Source organism: Paenibacillus sp. D51F (assembly GCF_053345695.1).
The window spans coordinates 166,497-186,568 of record NZ_JBKFAO010000003.1 but is presented as its reverse complement, the minus strand read 5'-3'; the positions used below and the strand labels follow the sequence as shown (position 1 = coordinate 186,568).

Below are 20,072 nucleotides of genomic sequence, written 5' to 3'. Positions count from 1 at the left end.
TTTTCCCTAAACTTATTTTCCTTCATTATCTATTTCTAAGTCTTTTTGATATTTACCATTATTATATTTTGTTAAAGAAGGTATACCAGAGATATAACCAATACCACCTGTTTTATTAATACCAATTTGTTCGTCAACAGCTTTAACTAATTCATCTTTGTTAACAGCTGTAATTGACTTACTATCTACTTCATCACCAGGATGTTGGAAATTACTGAAAATGTATGAGAAACCATTGCGGTCATCTGCAGCAAATAATCCTGTTGCTTCCGCTCCGGCTGGGACAGATAAAATACGTTGCAAGTCTTTCGTATCAACATTATATGCCCAAACAAAGTTATTTGTGTGAGCACCGCTATCTTCACCAATAAAGAGGGTTCTCATTGCTTCTGAATAACTTAAGTTATCTGGATTCGCTACTTTGTCTACATTTGCAGTGTTTCCATATGCATCAGCTTTAGGAAGATCCTCCCCTACTACCAATCCATGCATTGATGGTGCTACATAAGAGCTATCAATAACTTTTCCTCCGCTATCCTTTTGACCACCTTGCAAATCTAATTGATAAGTTACACCAGCTTTAATTTTTGGTAATTGGATATGGTCTGCTGGATCTTTTCCTGTTGAATCTTTTTCCATGCTCTTACTTTGATCGGAAATAGCAATATATACTTTTTTATCCTTTTCGTTTAACGCTACACCTTCCATTTTGTTAAATTCAGTAGTCGCACCAAGCATTGCTGCGTATCGGCGTGTTTCAAGGAAGGCCGCTGCTTTTTCTTTACCAGGTTTAAGTTTTAGATATTCTGTTTTACCATATGAATATTGTTTTATCGCTGTAAAACCTTCTTTAGGTACATCAGAAGCTTCAAAAATATCATTGAATGTAATGCCGCTGTCAATAATATTTTTCACTTCTTTATCCGTTGCATGTCCTAAATTAATCCATTGTAAGTCTCCTGAACCACCATTCTCAGTTCCTGTTTGTTTAAATTTCGCTGCGTATAGTGTACCCGCTGATAAATCTTTTGCTTTATCGGCTACATACATAAACATTCCTGTATTACCGCCATCATCACCGTAAAATACCGTTTTGTTATCAGGCATTACTTTAGCCAACTCATGTGAGAAACGTCCTGTGCTGTAATGTTTTTCAACTGATACTTTACCCTTTTTATCTACAGTAATTTCAGGGGTGTAGCCATAGAAATAAGGATTAGCCTTTGCTTTATCTCCAAAATAGAATTGAGCAAATGTTTCAACTTGACTTCTTGTTTTTGATGTAGGATCTGCAAATTGGCGAGCATCTGGCTCATATTCTTCTGAACCTAAGTGTGTATTCCAAGGTGATAAAGATCCATTACATGGAATCCAAAGTCCATTTACTGCTGAAAAATCAATTTTTTTAACATTGGCAGGTTTAAGTTCACCTGTTTTTTTGTCCTGATCCATCTCAGTTAAAGACATAGATGCTGGAACTAAACCGTAAGCTGATTGACCAGCAGCATCAACTGTTTGATATTCATAATGTGTAACCATATAAAGTTTGCCGTCAATTGGCATTAATAAACTATTTGAATCCGGAGCATCTGAAACAAAGTATTTTCCATCTGTACTACTTGGATCAACGATTGGATTTCCGTTCACATCAATCGGTGTACCTGCAGGGATTTTTTCCCCTTTAACTGTTGCTACCTTATCTTCCGATTTAAAAAGGTAGTTATAAGACAACGGAAATGTTTTTACTTTTCCATTGCTATATTTCACATCAACTGTTGCAGTTGTATACGTTTTTACCATTTCATCAATAGTAGATGGTGCTTTCATTCCGTTGAATTTAACAAATTCTATTTTACTATTATCCTTAGCTGCCGCTGCTGTCGGTGATATTGCTGGAACTGTAATAGCTAAAGCAAGAGCTAGAGTAGCTCCTGTTTTCACAACTTTCTTATTAATCATCTAGATATTCCTCCTAGTAGATTTATCTTATACAATTCAATTAAACCAGCTCAATATTAATTCAATATCAATATAATATTAATTTCTTGTAAGCCTTTTGCGGCGGTCATCAAGAGAGGATCATAGTATTCCATTAGTAGAAAATTGTATTGAAATGCATGATACATCATATTGAAACGTCCTTTGCTGCTTCCGGAGGTATTGGCATTTCTGGTTAAGCAACCTTTAAATTTAGTTTCTAAATCATAAAAGCAGTAAATGAGCAGGCCATTATGAGCCTGCTCATTTATTGAATTGCAGTATTCATTTAGGTTGATTATAAAAAAAGTGGTAAACCAAACTATCAAAAAACCTCATTTACTTATGATACGGTTCACCGAGCTGTTTGTATCGGCAAGTTAAACTGTTTGTTGATGCAACGCCTTTATAGTCAGTTTTCCCGTTATTACGCATCTTTTTTTAATTGGATCGAATGATTTGCTTTCTTGATTAATATCCCGCCGTCAAAATGCCGACCATGTATCTTAACGAAATCCGTTATCTCCTCTGAGGATGGAAGAGCCCCCTGGTGCGGCCATGTCAAAAAGTAAGACTGTACCTTCCCGCTATAAAAGACCCAACTAAAGAATTTCCGTGCAAAGTTGTGCGAACCGCTTGTCCTAAAGCGATTCATCCGCTTTCCGTCTTTCCAAACGGTTAAAGTTTGGCCAATTCCCCCTTGCATCTGACCGCTAAGTTCGGCATAAAGTAAATCTTCATTCTTCGGCATGGCTTTCATAATAAATTGATTTACAATCCCGTTGATAATTAACCTTGGAATATTGAACTGCTCACCTCTGGTTACGGAAATCACCGCACCTGAAGGAAGTTCGATTTCCCTGTCGCCGAGGGTAAACGTGGCTCCGTATTTATTATTCGGATCCTCGTGTTTCATCCATGATCTCATAATGATGCATTCCTTTCCCACTACACGTTGGGTGTCGTTCTATTTTAATAGCAGCTTATTAACTTGATCTGGGTTTATGGGATAAGATTGTCCCGCTGCAAACCAACTGAAATTCAAGCCCTGTATTGTGGAAAGATAGAGATAGGCTAATTGCTGGGGATCCCCTTCCATGAAGAAGCCTTCCTCTTGACCTTTTCGAACCAATTCCGCCATCTTTATCCTCGGTAACCCTTCATACCGCTCCACTAACTCCTTGGCCTTGGGCGGAATGGATTCCATCGTGAAAGCCTGCATCATAAGTAAAAAATTATAGGAGGAACTCTGCCCCGTATGCGTAAGAATTGTTTCAGTCAACCAATTTAACTTAGCAACTGAATTGCCAGGCTGCATGATCGCATAGTCGATGACCATCGCCGCGGACTTTAGAGCATCCTCGACTAACTCAGTAAATATTTCGTCCTTCGATTCAAAGTAATGGTAAGTCAGCCCATGGCTGAGGCCAGCACGCTTGGAAATGTCGCTCGCTTTCGTTCCGACGAAGCCTCGCCGCGCGAACACTTCCAATGCTGCCTCCAAAATTTGATTCCTGCGCTCCTCCTTATTTTTATCATTCCGTTCATTTCTTTTCGCCGACATTGGTATGACCACCTCGAATGTACTATATAGCATTATTGACTAACTAGTCAATCAAAAATGGTTTGCGCCATCTTCACTATTTCAGCAAAAACTTGCCGTCACTTATGGTACGGTTCAGCGTATCACTTAAAAAGCTAAAAAGAGCACACTCGGAATTTCGGTGGAATTGCCCGAGGGCTTGTCCATGCCCCATTCTAGACGTTGAGTTGACACAGGATGACTTTGACTTTGCCCAAATCGATGCGATTGCCCCACAAGGTGTGGTTTTCGGATCTCGCTACTAAGTAGGCACAATAATAGAGGGCCGGGCATCGAAGAGAAGCCCGGCCCTTTTTGATTTGGAATCCCTGTTAGGAGCATCCACAGGTTATAGGAGAACCGATTTTTCTTACAAAAAAGGGAGGTCCAAACCATTGCTGCTGGCAGTACCACTGCCTCCGCATACTCGAAATTATTCGGCTTTCAGCTAAAACAAAGATGGAGCGACCGTTAACCACTGGTTGCTCCATGGAATCACTCCACTATATTCTTTCATTAAAAGTAAATTTACCATTGAACCTGATCCACACGCATGTTTTTGTAATAATAAACTCTGTCGTTTTCTGTAATTTCACGGAGAACCCTACATGGGTTTCCAACAGCAACTACGTTTTCAGGGATATCCTTAACAACTACACTTCCAGCCCCAATGACACTGCCCTTTCCAATGGTGACTCCTGGGACAATAATTGCACCGCTGCCGATCCAAACATCATCCTCAATAACCACTGGCAGGGCAAACATTCCACCTTCCCTGCGCACGTCGGGATGTATGGGATGATTGGTTACTGCAATGGTTACGTTAGGACCAAACATAACATTATTTCCAATCGTAACCTTATAATCATCTACAACGGTTAAATTGAAGTTAATGTACACGTTGCTGCCTACCGTGGTGTTAGAACCATATGCCATCCGGATTGGGGGCTCCATCCATACATTCTCTCCAATGCTTCCAAACAGTTCTTTCATCAGTTTCAAGCGTCCTTCTGTGTCATCGGGATGCAAACGATTAATTTCAAAGCACAGAGCCTTACCTCTCTGGCGTGCACGGGCTAGCTCAGCCGCTTGCTCCGGGTAATTAGAGTCATGGTCGGTAAACAATTGGATGCTTGCCATTCTTTCTTTAATGTTCATATGCCATACTCCTTTATATTTGCTTTTCTAAACATGGTCCTATAGCGATTATCAAGTAATTGAAACTACAGAACTCTTCGTTCTTACCTTGCTTCATCAAAATCTCTCGTAATATTCTTTATCCACTTATACTGGCGAAAACGAATGATTGAGGCTGGAAGCTTAATCCATTCATCTAAACAGATTACTGCGTATAGAACAATGGGATGAACGTGCCACAAGAAAGCACACAAATAACTTAATGGCAATATTATTCCCCACATCGCGACAGTGTCGCACCAAAAACCAAATTTGGCGTCTCCTCCTGCAGTGAAAATACCTCCGATGGTTGTGGAGTTTATCGATTTAGCAATACAGTAGAAAGCGCAGATATAAAGCATACTGTTAAGATAGCCTTGAGCAGTATCATTTAAGCTCACCATACTAAAGACCAGCGGTTTTATCAGAAAAATGGTGAACCCTGCTAAAACTCCAAATAGGAGAGCATAGAAGGTTATCTTGTTGCCGGCTCTTTTGGCCATATCCAGTTCACCGTTGCCCAGATATTTACCGATAAGCACAGATCCACCGCTCGCAATACCTCCGAATAATACGATGGCTAAATTTTTCACTACTGTTGCGACAGAATTAGCTGCAACCATATCAGCGCTTACATGTCCTATAATCGCCGCCGATGCCGTCAAAGCGCAGCCCCAAACGATATAATTACCCTGAACAGGCACAGTGTATTTCAAAAAATCCTTAAGCAATTTCAATTGAATACCATCACGCTTAGGCCATTGAAATTTAATATTCCCCCGTGTAATAGAATGCACAATACAACAACCAAGTTCAATGAATCGTGCGCAAACAGTTGCTGTAGCTACAGCCTTTATCGCCTTTTCAGGCATGTCAGGGAAAAATACAAATATACAAAGTACATTGAACAGGATGTTTAGAATCAGACACAAAGAGCTAATCCATGCACTCAACCGTGCATTCTCCATGCTTCTTATGACACTCAGGTACATCTGTGAAGCTCCCATAGCGAGATAAGAAAATGAGATCACTTGCAGAAAACCCGAGCCGTATCGAATTAACTCTTCGTCATCCGTAAAAAAGCGCATCAGCATATCTGGAAAAATCAGTGATAATCCAAAAAAGAAAATAGATATGCAAATCGAAAATATACAAGCGATACTAAGGACGCTTTGTATCGTCTTTACATCTCTCTTCCCCCAATACTGGGCAGTAAGAATTCCTGCCCCTGTTGACAGTCCCATATAGAATAGGGTCAATACAAAGGTAATTTGACCTGCCAAAGATACAGCGGACATTGCAGACTGACTAATTACACCTAACATCACTACGTCTACCGTAATGACTGTTGCTGTGATGAGGTTCTGTAATGCAATGGGTATTACCAACCTGGTCAAATCACGATTCAAATTACCGAGAGGAGTTACCATAAGAATACGGCGTCGCACTTCCCTCCCCCCTTCTTTCTGAAAATAGTATTGATATAAAAATAGTATATAATTATTGAGAAATCCATCCAAAATCGTCTATAATACTAACAAAATTGTATTTATTGTGAGGTATGATAGAGTGCGTACAAAGCTAGTTTTATTTTCTGATTTATCAGAACGTTTAAACTACAATTTGTCGAATTTTCAGCTCTATGTGCGTAAAGGCACACTGCACCAATTTGATAAATATGCTGCCCCATGTCATTGGCATCCCGATTTAGAGCTTATATTAGTGCTTGAAGGTTCGATGGACTATTTTGTAAACGGAGTAACTGTGCATATCGATAAGGGGAGTGGGATTTTCGTTAACAGCGAAAGGTTACATTACGGCTATTCTGCTAATATGACCGACTGTACCTACATTGTGGTTGCCATACATCCTTCACTGGTTGGTAAGGATTCATGGGTTGGAAAACAATATTGGGAAGAAAAATTCGGTTCAAATACTGAAGACTATATTTTACTTACAGAGCAAATTTCATGGCATCAGGAAGTCCTGCTCTCGGTGAATCAGATCTACGATGAGATGCACAATCATGCAAGCAATCCACTACGTTTACTGTCACAAGCTGTATCTTTATGTGCATGTTTGGGAGACCATATCAATCAGAATTCTGGACATCATGCTATCGATCAGTCATGGGCAACTGTCTGGAGTATGATTAGCTTTATTCATAAGAATCATGAGAACAAGATAACGCTTGATGAAATTGCATCGGCGGGTTCAGTATGCAGGAGTCGGTGTTGTGAGTTGTTCGGTAAGCGCCTAGGTCAAACACCTAACTCCTATCTGACCCGATATCGCCTCCAAAAAAGCTGTGAAATGTTGCAAGAGACAGATAGAACGATAAGTGAGATAGCTATATCCTGCGGTTTTCAAAGTGCAAGTTATTTTTCATTTGTTTTTCGTAAGGAGAAGGGAATAGTTCCGCAGGAATACCGTAAGCAAAGGTTGCAATCGACAAGAGATTGAGTTCGAACCTAGGCCGCCTGCACGTCCCATACGTCCATCCTGAGTACCGAAGCTTGCAGATAAATCTGGAGTTACAATCTGCCGCGACATCGAACAGAAAAAAGGTCCCAAGGAGTTCATCTCCAAGGGACGGCAGGCAATAACTTTATATCGATTGCAATTGCAGAAACTCCTTACTGAATGCCCTTCTCGTCATAGTACTTGTTGGCTTGTTCCTTCACGTAATCCATCACTTGATCGACACCGGCCGCCTTCAGCTGCTTGCGGTACGTTTCCAGCGCTTTGTCCACATTCGGCACCAGACCCATCATGAGCGGCATGCCGTACTGCTGAATGACCTGGTTGACCGCGGCCTGCTGCGATTTCACCGGCTTGTAGTCCATGATGATCGGAGAGAAGATATTCGGCTTGCTTTCGGCCTTGAATTCCTCGAGCAGCGTCGGGAATTGCTTCCATCCCCCGGCTTGCTCTTCTTTGATCAGGCTTTCCACACGCCAGCCCCAGCTTGTAATGCCGTAGTTCTTGAAGGTTTTGTCGTTTTCCTTGCCCTTTGGAGGCGTAATGACCAGCTTGCCGTCTTCGCTGAGATTGTAGTCCAAGTCCTTGATGCCGTAGGTGAGCAGGTCGAAATACTTCTCGTCCGTCCGGATTTTTTCCAGCGCCATCAGCGAGCGCTCCGGATTTTTCGAGCTTTTTGGAATCGCCATCGCGTTGTTGACCGACAGCGTCGGCATCGCGTAGTTATGGAAGCGCGTGAACGGGAAGTACCCGTACTCGGCCGCGCCTTTGTTCGCCTTCTCGGCATCGACGATGAATCCGCCGGCGCCGGGAGCGTTGCGCCAGTAAGCTCCGCCCGTGCCTGCCTTGAGGGCATCGCCGGCTTCCTTCTGCGAGGACAGCGTATCCGAGGTCCAGAAGCCTTTTTCCGACCATGTCTTCATGCGCTTGACGAACTGCTCGAACTCCGGCGTCTCGGCATAGTTGATAATATCGCGCGGCGTATCATAGGATTTGGCGACGATGACGCCGCTGTCTCCGCCGATCTGCTCGTAGCCTTCATAGGCTTTGAAAAGCGTGAATACTTCGTTCCAGGCTTTGCCGTTGATCGGCGTGACCTTCTTCTGCGTTTTGACGGCTTCCAGGTACGCTTCGATCGAATCGAGATCCTTGATCTCCGGCACGTTCAGCTCCTTGCGCCAGTCCTCGCGATAGACGAGCCCGTCAGGCGTATACTCCGGATATGTGCTCGGTACGGCAAAGATCTTTCCTTGAACCGTCGCTTCCGTCCAGTCCTGCTTCGGCACGGTTTTCCACGTTTCCGGCATATACGTCGGGATCAGGTCCGTCAGATCCTTGAACGCGCCTTGATCCGCGAACTTGTAGTAATCGGCCCAGGTGGAGGCGAACACCATGTCCACCTTCTCGCCGGACGTCAGCAGCAGGTTGTATTTCGTCTGCCAGTCGTTCCAGGTCGTGAAGTTCAGCTTGATCGTAGCGTTGATGTCCTTCTCCAGCATTTTGTTGATTTCTTCCTGTACCCGCGGGCTGTCCTTGTGGCTGTCGCCGAGCACGTACCAGACGAGCTCCACCTTCTTGGACGTGTCGATCTTCGCCGGATCAGCTGACGGGGCTGCACCGTTGTTCGCCGCAGCGCCGCCATTGGCTGCAGCAGCTCCGGTGTTTTCGGCGCTGCCGTTGTTTCCGCTGTTTCCGTTGTTTCCGTTTCCGCTGCAGGCTGTCAGCACTCCTGCCAGCAGCACCGTGGTCATCGCCAGGCCGACTGTTTTCTTTTTGTTCATGATAGACTTCCTCCTAGTTAGGTTATGCAAAATGGCAACCCCGATCCGTTTTCTTTCACGTTCCTTGCTCTCGTTCCTTGCTCTCGTTCCTTGCCCTCGTTCCTTGCTCTCGTTCTTTGCTCTCGTTCTTTGCTCTCGTTCTTTGCATTCGTTCTTTGCCCTCGTTCTTTGCTCTCGTTTTTTGCTCTCGTTCCTTCATGTCTCTCTTATCATCGCGTCTGCTTGCCGGACTCGCAGAAAGGAGCCATTCGGCTTGCAGAAGCGACCGCTGACGCTTCTCCATGAGCACCCCCACGTCGTAAGCGCTTTCCAACTTGCTTTTCAGCCGCCCCATGACTGTCGGCTGCGCCCGTTTCTTCCTAAAGGCGCGGAAGCAGAGCGAGTTCGCGCCTCCTGATCCTAACTCGGGAGCGGAGCGAGTTCGCTCTTCCCCTGTTCCCTTAGCGTGGACGAGCGGCGCGAGTTCGCTCTTCCCCTGCTCCCTTAGCGCGGACGAGCGGCGCGAGTTCGCTCTTCCCCTGTTCCCTTAGCGCGGACGAGCGGCGCGAGTTCGCTCGTCTCTTCCCTTCTCTTCTCAGCGGAAGGGCGGAGCGAGTTGCCCTTCCCTTCCCCAAGCGTGAGAGCGGAGCGAGTTCGCGCAATCGGAGGGGTAATCCATCCGCGAGGGGATGGAGCGGGCGGAATAGCTCTGGAAAAGCGTCAGCGGTCGCCTTTGAAGCCGGATTTCCACAGCCGAATGGCTTAGTGGATCGAAGAAATCCGGGTTCAACAGCGATTGGAAGAGCTATCCGCCTGCGGAATCCCTGAGCGTGCTTCGGAGCATCCCAGCAGAATCCCTGAGCGTGCTTCGGAGCATCCCAGCAGAATCCCTGAGCGTGCTTCGGAGCATCCCAGCGGAATCCCTGAGCGTGCTTCGGAGCATCCCAGCAGAATCCCTGAGCGTGCTTCGAAGCATGCCTGCGCAATTACGAGAGCCACGTCTGCGGAAAAGGCGAGCCATCACCCCTTCACCGCCCCGATGGTCAGCCCCTTCACAAAGAAGCGCTGCACGAACGGATACAAGAAAATAATCGGGCCCGTCACAATGACAGCGGCAGCCATCTTGAGCGTCTCGGCCGGCGGCTTGAAGTCCGGCGACAGATTGCCCGCGATGCTCGTCTTGAGCACGGCTGCGCTGGCGAGAATCTTGTACAGCAGAAACTGCAGCGGATACTTCGACTCCGTCGTGATGAACAGATTGGCCGTGAACCAATCATTCCAGTAGGCCAGCGCCATGAACAATCCGATTGTCGCCAGGCCTGGAGCAGACAGCGGCAGGATCAGCTTGCGGTAGATGGTGAAATCGCCGGCGCCGTCGATCTTGGCCGACTCGGAGATCGACTCCGGAATCGACTTCATGAAGTTCTTCATGAGAATGATGTTCCAGGCGCTGAGCAGGCCCGGAAGCAGCAGCGCCAAGTAGCTGTCCTTGAGCTGCAGATGGTTGACGATGAGGATGTACCAGGGAATCAGGCCGCCGCTGAACAGCGTCGTGAAGTAGATGAAGAACGCCAGATTGCCCCGGTATTTGAAATCCTGTCGGGACAGGACGTATCCCGCCATCGAGGTGAGGAACAGCCCCAGCACCGTCCCGCATATCGTCAGCAGGATGGATACCCGGTAGGCGTTGAAAATCTGCGTCGGATCGCTGAAGACGGCGCGGTAGGCATCCACGGAGAATTGATCCGGGACGAGCTTGAAGCCCTCGGTGATGATCTCGTTCTCCGAGGAGAACGAGCCCGACACGATGAGCAGGAACGGCAGCAGGCAGAGCAGGGCGAAGAGCGTCATCAAGACGTATCCGATCGCGTTGAACACATGGGTCGATTTCTCCGTGCGGATTTTCATGAGCGGCTCCTCCTAGAACAACGCGTAGTCTTTATGCGTTTTGCGAATGATGTAGTTCACCGTAACGACCAGCACCAGTCCGAAGAAGCTCTGGTACAGTCCTGCGGCCGTGCCCATGCCGATATCGAAGTTGACGGCAAGCGAGCGGTAGACGTACGTGTCGATGATGTCCGTCGAGTTGTAAAGGACGCCGTTGCTGCCGATGATCTGGTAGAACAGATCGAACTGCCCTTTCAAAATGCCTCCCAGACTGAGCAGGATCAGCAGGATGAAGGTCGGAACGAGCATCGGAAGCGTAATGTAGCGGATCCGCTTGAAAATATTCGCTCCGTCGATCTTCGCGGCTTCATGGTATTCGTCGCTGATGCTCATGATCGCGGCCAGATAGATGATCGTGCCGTAGCCGAGCCCTTTCCAGATGTTGAAGAAGATGATGATGTACTTCCACGGAGCGGTGTGCAGGTAGAAATCATACGGCTGCAGGCCGAGCTGGACCAGCACCGTGTTGATGACGCCGTTGCTGGAGTTGAAAAGGTTGAACACAAAGGCTCCGACCAGAACGAACGAGACGAAGAAGGGCAGGAACATGATGGATTGCGTCAGCTTGCGGAACCATTTGCCCGGCAGCTCGCTGAGGAAGATCGCGCAGAGCAGCTGGAGCGCGTTGCCCAGCAGGATGAAGGCCAGATTGTAGAGGACGGTGTTTTTGGTCAGGTTCCACAGCACGCCCGAATCGTAGAGAAACTTGAAGTTCTGCATGCCGACGAACTCGCTGCCGAACAGGCCGCCCTCGAAGTCGAAGTTCGTGAAAGCGTAGTAGACGCCGACCATGGGGATATACGAGAAGATGACGAAAAAGATCAGGGCAGGCAGGATCATGAGAAACATGATTCGGTTGCGGGAAAGCTCTTGGAGAAAGCCTTTCATTGGATTACCTCCGGCTTAGTCGGATGATGGTTGCTGTAATCGATTTCTTTTTACCTCGAAAAGGGATGATTGCCGGACAAGCAGCTTGGATCTCACCTGGAACGTTCTCTTGTCCGCGTACTGGTTGCCGCCAAGCTGATCGATCAGCTTCTCGGCGAGCAGAGCGCCCATGCTGTACTTGGGCTGGTCCACCGTGCTGAGCGTCGGCGATATGTACTTGCTGACCCGGTTGTTGTCGACGCCGATGACCGCTATGTCCTCCGGGATCGAAAGGCCTCTCTCGGAGCAGGCCCGATAGATGCCCAGCGCCATCTCGTCATTGGCTGCAAACACTGCGGTAAACGGATAGCCTTTGTCCATGAGGCGGTGGAACGCATCATAGCCGCCATTCTCGCTGAAGCCGCCGTTCTCGATCAGCTCCGGTACGAACGGCAGTCCCGCCAGCCGGAGCGCTTTCATATACCCCTCCAGCCGCTCGTAGCTGTCGGTCGCATCCGCGAATCCGCTCAGGAATGCCAGCCGCTCATGCCCTTGGATCGTCAGGTGGCTGACCGCTTCCTGGGCTGCTCCTACATTGTCCGTGTACACGCAAGGAATGAGCGGATGGTCGATCGATCTGCCGATCAGCCCGATCGCATAGCCTTTCTCCGCGTAGGCTGCCAGTTCGGCATCCGTCAGCTTGGGCGTGATGAGAATGATGCCGTCCACCGTCCGGTTCATGACGAGCGTCATGTAGTCGGATTCCTTCTCCTTCTGGTTCTGAGCGTCGCAAATGATGATTTTGTAGTGCAGCGAATTGGCCGTATTCTCGATTCCTTTGATGATTTCCGCGTAGTAAGAGACCAGAATGTCCGAGACGATCACTCCGATCGTCATCGTGCGCAGCGCCCGCAGGCTTTTGGCGGAAGCGTTCGGCATGAAGCTCAGCTCCCGGATCGCCTCTTCGACGCGCAATCTCGTCTTGGCGCTCACCGCCCCGCTTTCGTTGAGCACCCGGGACACCGTAGCGACCGATACGCGGGCCGCCTTGGCCACGTCGCTGATCGTGCTGTCTGCTTTCATGTCTTTCAACTCATTCACATTCTCTCTTGCTTCAACTTGGCTCGTAATGTTATCGATTACATTTTGAATGAAAAAAAATGGCTCCGCCAGGAAGAAGGGCAATCTTCCTTGATTTCCCATTCCATTTCTGTCCAGCGGTTACATTTCGGAGTATATCAAGGTCGGAAAACGATTACAAGAACTTTTTTAGGTTGTGCCTCCCGGGTTGGATCGACTAAAATGAAAGCAATGCTGAAAACGATTACAGTTCCCTTTGCTTCTTCCAGCCGATCGGAACTAGTCCTACTATAAAGGTTGATGTCTATCATGGATGTGAAGATTGTCGATGTCGCCCAGCGAGCCGGCGTCTCTACCGCCACCGTGTCCAGGGTGCTGAACGACAGCTCCGGCGTCACGGCCAATACCAAAGAGAAAGTGCTTCAGGCGATCAAGGAGTTGGGGTATTACCCCAACGCCGTCGCCAAAAACCTGCGCGTGCAGAAGACGAAGACCATCGCGGTCATCGTGCAGGATATCAACGTGTCCTATTTCACGGAGATCATCAAGGGAATGGAGAACATGGCTTACGTGAAGCATTACAAGGTGCTGATCTGCGATGCCGAGAACCAGCCGTCCAAGGAGCTGGAATACCTTACGCTCCTGATGAACCGCACTGTGGACGCCGCGATCCTGGTCGCTCCCGCGATCCCCGATTCCGACATCCTCGACATTGCCGGCAGAGGCTACGCCATCGGCATCGTCGGCCGCCACATCAAGCATGAAGGCGTGCCCTGCATCTATACCGACAACGTCAAATTCTCCACCGAGGTCGTGACCCACCTGGTCGAGATGGGCCATACGAATATCGCCTTCCTCAGCGGTTATGCGGAATCGATCGACAGCTACGAGCGGCTGGAAGGATACATGAAGGCGCTCAAGGAGCATCGCCTTCCGTTCCGTCCCGAGCTGATCGAGAACGGGAACTTCAGCGAGGCAGGCGGCTACGAGGCGATGGAGCGGCTGCTGTCGCGCTCCGGCGGCTTCACCGCCGTCTATGCCGCCAACGACGAGATGGCGCTCGGCATCTACAAGAGCTGCAGGGAGCGCGGCATCCGCATACCCGAGGACCTCGCTGTCGTAGGCGTCGACAACAACCGCATCAGCAAGTACATCACCCCGACGCTCAGCACCGTCAACCAGCCGAAATATACGATGGGAGCCCTTATCGTCGAGAAGCTGATCGACTCTATGAACGAAGACCTGTTCAGCGACAGGCGCGTGTTCAAGGTCGATTCCGAGCTGCTGGTGCGGAGCTCATCCTCCTTCCAGCGGAACCCATCGTGAAGGCTGCGGACCCGAAATTTTCGGCCTTGATTTTTGGATAACGATCCCTTACGATATTTTCACCCGGTAAACGCTTCCAAAAAAAGCGGGAATCCGGGTTTTGTCCCCAATATTTTGTAATCGATTACAGAATGGGAGGTGCTCTATAGTTCCCCGCTGGAAACTGGATTTCATTTTTTCCCTAGCGGCTCAACGAAGGCATATGCAACCTTGAATCTCTTATCCCCGAAAGGAGAATGATTGATGATGGCATGGAAAAAGAAAACCGCCTCTGTCGTGCTGGCCGCGGCGATTGTCGCCGCAGGAGGATCCTACGCCCCCCAGCCGGCCAAGGCTGCAGGCGAACAGGTCGAAGTCTGGATCTCCACCTCCGACCCGAACTCCGAGCCGGCTGTAGGCCTCAGTCCGAGCGCCCGCCTGACGCGGATCGGCGACAAGAGCTTCAGCGGCAGCGCGGGCAGCGCCGATTATACGATCACGGTGAACGAGGGCACGACCTACCAGCAGATGGACGGCTTCGGCGTATCCCTCACCGATTCCTCCGCCTGGCTGCTGAACTACAAGCTCGACGCGAACAAGCGGGCCGAGGTCATGGAGAAACTGTTCGGCAATACAGGCATCGGGCTCAGCGTCCTGCGGCAGCCGATGGGCAGCTCGGACTTCACCTGGAGCGCCTATACGTATGCGGACACGGCGGGCGATACGGCTCTCAACAATTTCAGCATCAGCCGCGACCAGTCGTACATCATTCCGATGATCAAGGCCGCCCAGGCCAAAAAACCCGGCATCAAAGTATTCGCTTCCCCTTGGAGCGCCCCGGCCTGGATGAAATATTCCGGGACGCTGAACGGCGGCAAGCTCAAGGCCGAATACTACGGCACCTACGCCGAGTATTTCAAGAAATACATTCAAGCCTATCAGGGCCAAGGAATTCCGATCTACGCGGTCACCGTGCAGAACGAGCCGCTGTATGAGCCGACCCATTACCCGTCCATGGGCATGAACACCCAGGATGAGATCGGCTTCATCGGCGACTATCTCGGACCGACGCTGAAAAACGCCGGCATCAATACGAAAATCATCGCCTTCGACCACAACTATCTGGATTGGAACTTCCCGAATACCGTCATCACCAGCCTCAAAAATGCAGGCAAAGGCGGCTATGTATCCGGCAGCGCCTTCCACCATTACGACAGCGGCGACGGCTCGCAGATGACCTCGATGCACAATGCCCATCCGGACAAGGATGTCTGGTTCACGGAGGGCGGCTTCGGCAACTGGAACGATCCGCAGAACGGCACGTCGCAGGGCTTCGATACGATGATGAACGAGTTCATCAACATCACGCGCAACTGGTCCAAGTCCATCATCCTGTGGAATGCGGCGCTTGACCAGAAGGACGGTCCTTCGCTGCTCGGCGACAACAACAGCAACAAAGGCATGATTACGATCCAGAACTCCGACAACAACAACAGCAGGCCGGAAAATACCGTCACGTACAAAAAGCAGTACTACCTGCTCGGGCACTTCAGCAAATTCGTCGTTCCCGGCGCGTACCGGATCTCGACGAACACGGGCAGCGAGATCAAGGATGTCGCGTTCAAAAACCCGGACGGCTCCAAAGTCGTCGTCGCCTACAACTCCTCGACCTCTGCCCGCAACGTGAAGATCCAATGGGGCAGCCAGAGCTTCAACGTGACGATTCCGGCCAAATCCGCCATGACTTACAAATGGTACGGCACGGCTTCCTGACGGATCCCGTCCTCGCCTCGCAGCTTCGTGCATCGCGGCGAAGACAGACGAACAAGCAGCCTGCCCGGCTGCTTGTTTTTGTCTTGCTTTCGTTCGGCCCGCTGCTATGGACAGCTTTTGTCGGCCTCACGGATGGTCCAGATACAGGCTGAACCTCCCGCCCTCGGCGCTGCCCTCTCCGCAGGAAGCGAGAACGTACTCCGTCCCGTCATCCTTCTTCTTCCCCTCGATCGATCGGCAAAAATCAACCGACTTCCTAGGCGATCCGAACGCGTCATGCGTATTGTCGTATCTGTGCATGATCGTCTTTCCATCAAAGGACAGATTATCGAAGACAGGGTCGCCTTCAATCGTATAGCGGACAATCTGGAGCTCGTCCTGGACGCCAGCCTCCACATTCGCGATAAATGTCTCCCATTGATCCCGGTTCCTCGCCAAGCCGAAGGCATTCACCAGATCCCCGTTGGCCGCCGCTTGATCCGGCCCGTACTTCAGCCCCCAGATCAGATCGTACAATTGGCGGGTCGATGCCTCCGTCAGCGTGTAGCCCGTCCCCGTGTCGGATACATACGCATACATGCCCCGCTTCGACCGGGCATCGAGCCATAGGTGAATCTCCTTCCGCTTGCCGTCTTCCGTGACCGCGACGTCGTAATCCGGCTGGGCCACGTCGAGAATGCCTTCGATTTTCGTGGCGGATCGGATCGCCTTCTCGAAGGCTCTGATCTGACCTTTTTCCGAAAAGCTGCCGTAAAGAGCCGCATTGACTTGGCCAAAGCGGAGCGAGCGGCTCACCGCGACCCCGTGGGCAGCCAGCTCCGCGATCGTTCCGGGACTGACGGATGGCGGCGATGTCCCGCCTTCCCTTTGTCCAGCCCCGCAGCCGCCTGCGCCGGCAAGCATGGCCGCAGCTGCCAATAAGACGATTGATTTCCGCATAAATAACACCTCCACATTCCCTGACGGCAATAGCCGGCAAATGGTTGTCGCTCCACTCCCTTTTCTTGCTTCCGCTCTCTCTTCCTCCTGCCCGGATCCTTCATCCGGAGCTTGACTGCCCCTGTCCAGGCATGCGCCCCGGTTGCGTTTCCCTGGAATCATATGGTACACTCAAACCACTTTGAATTTGAACGGAGGGTTACGTGTGATTAACTGCATCCGAGTTCGCACGGTGCGTCGCTAATTGAATAGCGCCCATGTTCTGCCTTGCGCAGGGAACTCAGATGTGGTCTGTCCACGTACATAGCTCTAGCTGCCTCCATTTCGGCCTATCCGCCCCCAAGGTGCGGGAAGGCCGCCGTGGCGGCTCTATATGAGGCTATGCCTGGATAAGGAAGGGTCAGCGATTGTCGTCGCCGCCCTTCCTGCCGCCGCCATATCCAGCAGACCTACGAAGGACACGGGCTTTTTATGCCCGTGTCCTTTTTGCTGCTTCCCGAATCAGGGTATCCTATATGTAACCAGGCGGCTGCAATGCCACTCGCACATCGAAAGGAAGATCAACCTTATGACCATAGCGCCAAAAGAACAATCCATCCTCGTGGGCGTCCACGAGCAGAACAACCATCAATTCGCCTACTCCATGGAGGAGCTGCGCAATCTGGCGGAAGCCTGCAACGTCGAGACCGTCACGGAGCTGACGCAGAAGGCGGAGCGGATCCACAAAACCCATTATCTCGGCTCCGGCAAAATCGAGGAGCTCGCCGCGCTGGTGGAGCAGTTCGACCAGCCGACCGTCATCTGCAACAACGAGCTGTCCCCTTCCCAGATCCGCAACCTGGAAGCGGAGCTCAAGACCAAGGTCATCGACCGCACGATTCTCATTCTCGACATCTTTGCCGAGCGGGCTCAGACGAGAGAAGCGCAGCTGCAGGTCGAAGTCGCCCGGCTCAGCTACATGCTGCCCCGTCTGGTCGGCCTGCGGGAATCGCTGGGCCGCCAGGGCGGCGGGGGCGGATCGGGCCTCGCCAACCGCGGTGCCGGAGAGACCAAGCTCGAGCTGGACCGCAGACGGATCGAGGAGCGCATCCATGGGCTTGAGAGCGAGCTGGAGAAGCTTGTCGCCCAGCGCCAGATCCAGCGGCAGCGCCGCAAGAAGAACGAAATTCCCGTCGTCTGCCTCGTCGGCTACACGAACGCAGGCAAATCGACGCTGCTCAACGCCATGGTCGACACCTTCCATCCGGATTCGGGCAAAGGCGTGCTCGCGAAGGATATGCTTTTCGCCACGCTGGAGACGTCCGTGCGCAGCATCGAGCTGCCGGACCGCAAGTCGTTCCTGCTGACCGATACGGTCGGATTCGTCAGCGGGCTTCCCCATCATCTCATCAAGGCATTCCGCTCCACGCTGGAGGAAGTATCCGAAGCCGACCTGCTCGTGCATGTCGTCGATACGTCCAATCCCGAGTACGCTCAGCAGATCCGGGTGACCGAAGAGACGCTGAAGGAGCTTCGCGCCGATCATATTCCGATGCTGTATGCCTACAACAAGTCGGATCTGGCGGATGTCTCTTATCCGCGCGTGGAGGACAGCCGCGTCTATCTGTCCGCATATCGCCGCGAAGGCGTCGACGAGCTGGTCGACTCGATCCGCAAGAGCATTTTCACCGACTATGTCGAGACCGAGATTGTCGTGCCTTACGACAAGGGCAGCTGGGTCGCCTTCTTCAACGAAAACGCCCATATTCTCGAAACCGAATACGAGGAAGGCGGAACACGGCTCAAGCTGGAATGCCGCGAGGCGGACTTGAACCGGTTCAAGAGCGAGGTCGGCATCCCAGAAACGAATGAATCTTAAGAGCATCTCATAAGAAGGAAAAGCATTCCGGGAGAGTTTCCGGAATGCTTTTTTTTGTTTCCCGCAAAAGACAGCGTCTCGAGACGCGCATATCTCCATCATCCCAGGTCAATACAGGATGAAGACGCAGGTCAGATTAGAAACGGCTCCAGTCATGAATTCCGCCAGGACCGAGTCATCGCAGATCGAAAGCTCCTTGCCAAGCAGGATTAAAAAAGCCTCCTTCCCTTATAAGGGAAAGAGGCTTTTCGTACGCTTACTTCTTCGCCAGAATTTCCGTCAGAACCGGAACAACCTGCGATTTGCGGGACACGATGCCCTTCAGCGTCGCCTTGTTGTCGTCCAGCTTCACGCCGAACGCTTCCTCGAAGGCAGCCGTGTGCTTGCCGAGAGCGATCGCGACGGAGTCGTTGTTGATGATGTCCGTCGTGACGAACACGAACAGATCCAATCCTTTGGAAGCGATGATCGCGTTCAGCGCCGCTTCGACTTCCGCCTGGCGGGAGAGCACATCGTTCAGGTCAACGGCGTTGACTTGAGCGATCTCGACCTTGGCTGCGCCCATGGAGAATTCCTTGGAGTCGAGGCTGATCAGGTCGGCGACTGTCTTGTCGCTGAGATCAGCGCCGGCCTTGAGCATGCTCAGGCCGTAGCTGTCGGCGTCGACGCCGGCGATCCCAGCGAGCTCGCGCGCCGCTGCGACGTCCTGCTCCGTGCAGGTCGGGGACTTGAACAGCAGGGAGTCGGAGATGATGGCGGACAGCATCAGGCCGGCGATTTCCTTGCGCGGCGACAGGCCGTTCTCCTTGAAGATCTTCAGCAGGATCGTAGCCGTGCATCCGACCGGCTCGGCGCGGTAGTACAGCGGCGCCTTCGTCTCGAAGTTCGCGATGCGGTGATGGTCGATGACCTCGATGACCGTCACCTCGTCGATATCGGATGCGCTCTGCTGGCGCTCGTTATGGTCGACGAGAATAACCTGCTTCGCCTCGGCGGCGACAGCCTCGACGAGGCGCGGAGCGCCGACGCCGAACTGGTCGAGAGCGTATTGGGTTTCTCCGCTCACCGTTCCGAGGCGGATCGCCTCGGCGTTCCAGCCGAGCTGGTTTTTCAGGTCCGCGTAGGCGATCGCGGAGCAAATCGTATCCGTATCGGGGTTCTTATGGCCAAAAACAAGTACTTTTTCCATCATCGTACTCCTTCGTCAATGAATTCATAAGCTCGTCCCCGATTATACCGTAAATCTCCGGGTGTCACCATACCTGCGCAGCGAAAAACCGACCATTCCGATCATCTTTAGCTTCGAGCCTCCGAGGAAAGCCGCCCA

15 protein-coding genes are annotated in these 20,072 nt (G+C 50.9%); 4 read left to right on the top strand and 11 right to left on the bottom strand.

Going from position 1 to position 20,072, the window contains the following annotated elements:
- Positions 1-12 precede the first annotated feature (12 nt).
- The 5 genes from ACLBWT_RS07460 to ACLBWT_RS07440 all read right to left on the bottom strand — a co-directional run bounded on the left by ACLBWT_RS07460 (position 13) and on the right by ACLBWT_RS07440 (position 6,183).
- A complete protein-coding gene (locus tag ACLBWT_RS07460; protein WP_447662415.1) occupies positions 13-1,959 on the bottom strand; it encodes a PhoX family protein in 1,947 nt (648 codons plus the stop codon).
- Positions 1,960-2,404: 445 nt separating this feature from the next.
- Complete coding sequence (locus ACLBWT_RS07455; RefSeq protein WP_447662414.1) at positions 2,405-2,905, bottom strand: hypothetical protein; 501 nt, start codon at positions 2,903-2,905, stop codon at positions 2,405-2,407.
- Between the two features lie 39 nt (positions 2,906-2,944).
- Positions 2,945-3,541 (bottom strand): TetR/AcrR family transcriptional regulator, encoded by a 597-nt coding sequence (locus ACLBWT_RS07450; RefSeq protein ID WP_447662412.1) that lies wholly within the window; start codon positions 3,539-3,541, stop codon positions 2,945-2,947.
- 546 nt (positions 3,542-4,087) lie between these two features.
- Positions 4,088-4,717: a sugar O-acetyltransferase gene (locus ACLBWT_RS07445; protein WP_447662410.1), complete on the bottom strand. Its 630-nt coding sequence runs from the start codon at positions 4,715-4,717 to the stop codon at positions 4,088-4,090.
- Between the two features lie 83 nt (positions 4,718-4,800).
- Entirely contained in the window at positions 4,801-6,183 is a 1,383-nt protein-coding gene (locus tag ACLBWT_RS07440) for an MATE family efflux transporter (RefSeq protein ID WP_447662409.1), read from the bottom strand.
- A 121-nt stretch (positions 6,184-6,304) separates the two neighbouring features.
- On the opposite strand from ACLBWT_RS07440, the gene ACLBWT_RS07435 reads away from it, so the two are divergent.
- Complete coding sequence (locus ACLBWT_RS07435; RefSeq protein ID WP_447662407.1) at positions 6,305-7,198, top strand: AraC family transcriptional regulator; 894 nt, start codon at positions 6,305-6,307, stop codon at positions 7,196-7,198.
- A 173-nt stretch (positions 7,199-7,371) separates the two neighbouring features.
- Here the strand turns inward: ACLBWT_RS07435 and ACLBWT_RS07430 are convergent, their stop codons facing one another.
- The 4 genes from ACLBWT_RS07430 to ACLBWT_RS07415 form a co-directional block, all read right to left on the bottom strand.
- Positions 7,372-8,997 carry an extracellular solute-binding protein gene (locus ACLBWT_RS07430; RefSeq protein ID WP_447662406.1) on the bottom strand — a complete coding sequence of 542 codons (1,626 nt, stop codon included), beginning with the start codon at positions 8,995-8,997 and terminating at the stop codon, positions 7,372-7,374.
- 999 nt (positions 8,998-9,996) lie between these two features.
- Positions 9,997-10,884 carry a carbohydrate ABC transporter permease gene (locus ACLBWT_RS07425; protein ID WP_447662405.1) on the bottom strand — a complete coding sequence of 296 codons (888 nt, stop codon included), beginning with the start codon at positions 10,882-10,884 and terminating at the stop codon, positions 9,997-9,999.
- Between the two features lie 12 nt (positions 10,885-10,896).
- Positions 10,897-11,811, bottom strand: a complete 915-nt coding sequence (locus ACLBWT_RS07420; protein WP_447662404.1) for an ABC transporter permease — start codon at positions 11,809-11,811, stop codon at positions 10,897-10,899.
- A gap of 15 nt (positions 11,812-11,826) precedes the next feature.
- Entirely contained in the window at positions 11,827-12,873 is a 1,047-nt protein-coding gene (locus ACLBWT_RS07415) for a LacI family DNA-binding transcriptional regulator (RefSeq protein ID WP_447662403.1), read from the bottom strand.
- 306 nt (positions 12,874-13,179) lie between these two features.
- Here ACLBWT_RS07415 and ACLBWT_RS07410 point away from each other — a divergent pair, with 306 nt between their 5' ends.
- Positions 13,180-14,196, top strand: a complete 1,017-nt coding sequence (locus ACLBWT_RS07410; protein ID WP_447662402.1) for a LacI family DNA-binding transcriptional regulator — start codon at positions 13,180-13,182, stop codon at positions 14,194-14,196.
- Between the two features lie 243 nt (positions 14,197-14,439).
- Positions 14,440-15,948: a glycoside hydrolase family 30 protein gene (locus ACLBWT_RS07405; protein ID WP_447662400.1), complete on the top strand. Its 1,509-nt coding sequence runs from the start codon at positions 14,440-14,442 to the stop codon at positions 15,946-15,948.
- A gap of 126 nt (positions 15,949-16,074) precedes the next feature.
- On the opposite strand, the gene ACLBWT_RS07400 is transcribed toward ACLBWT_RS07405, so the two are convergent.
- Positions 16,075-16,887 (bottom strand): DUF4362 domain-containing protein, encoded by an 813-nt coding sequence (locus ACLBWT_RS07400; RefSeq protein WP_447662399.1) that lies wholly within the window; start codon positions 16,885-16,887, stop codon positions 16,075-16,077.
- A 568-nt stretch (positions 16,888-17,455) separates the two neighbouring features.
- Between ACLBWT_RS07400 and hflX the strand changes: the two genes are divergently transcribed.
- Positions 17,456-18,745 (top strand): GTPase HflX, encoded by a 1,290-nt coding sequence (gene hflX / locus ACLBWT_RS07395; RefSeq protein ID WP_447662397.1) that lies wholly within the window; start codon positions 17,456-17,458, stop codon positions 18,743-18,745.
- Positions 18,746-19,001: 256 nt separating this feature from the next.
- Here the strand turns inward: hflX and ACLBWT_RS07390 are convergent, their stop codons facing one another.
- A complete protein-coding gene (locus tag ACLBWT_RS07390) occupies positions 19,002-19,934 on the bottom strand; it encodes a manganese-dependent inorganic pyrophosphatase (protein ID WP_447662396.1) in 933 nt (310 codons plus the stop codon).
- Positions 19,935-20,072 lie beyond the last annotated feature (138 nt).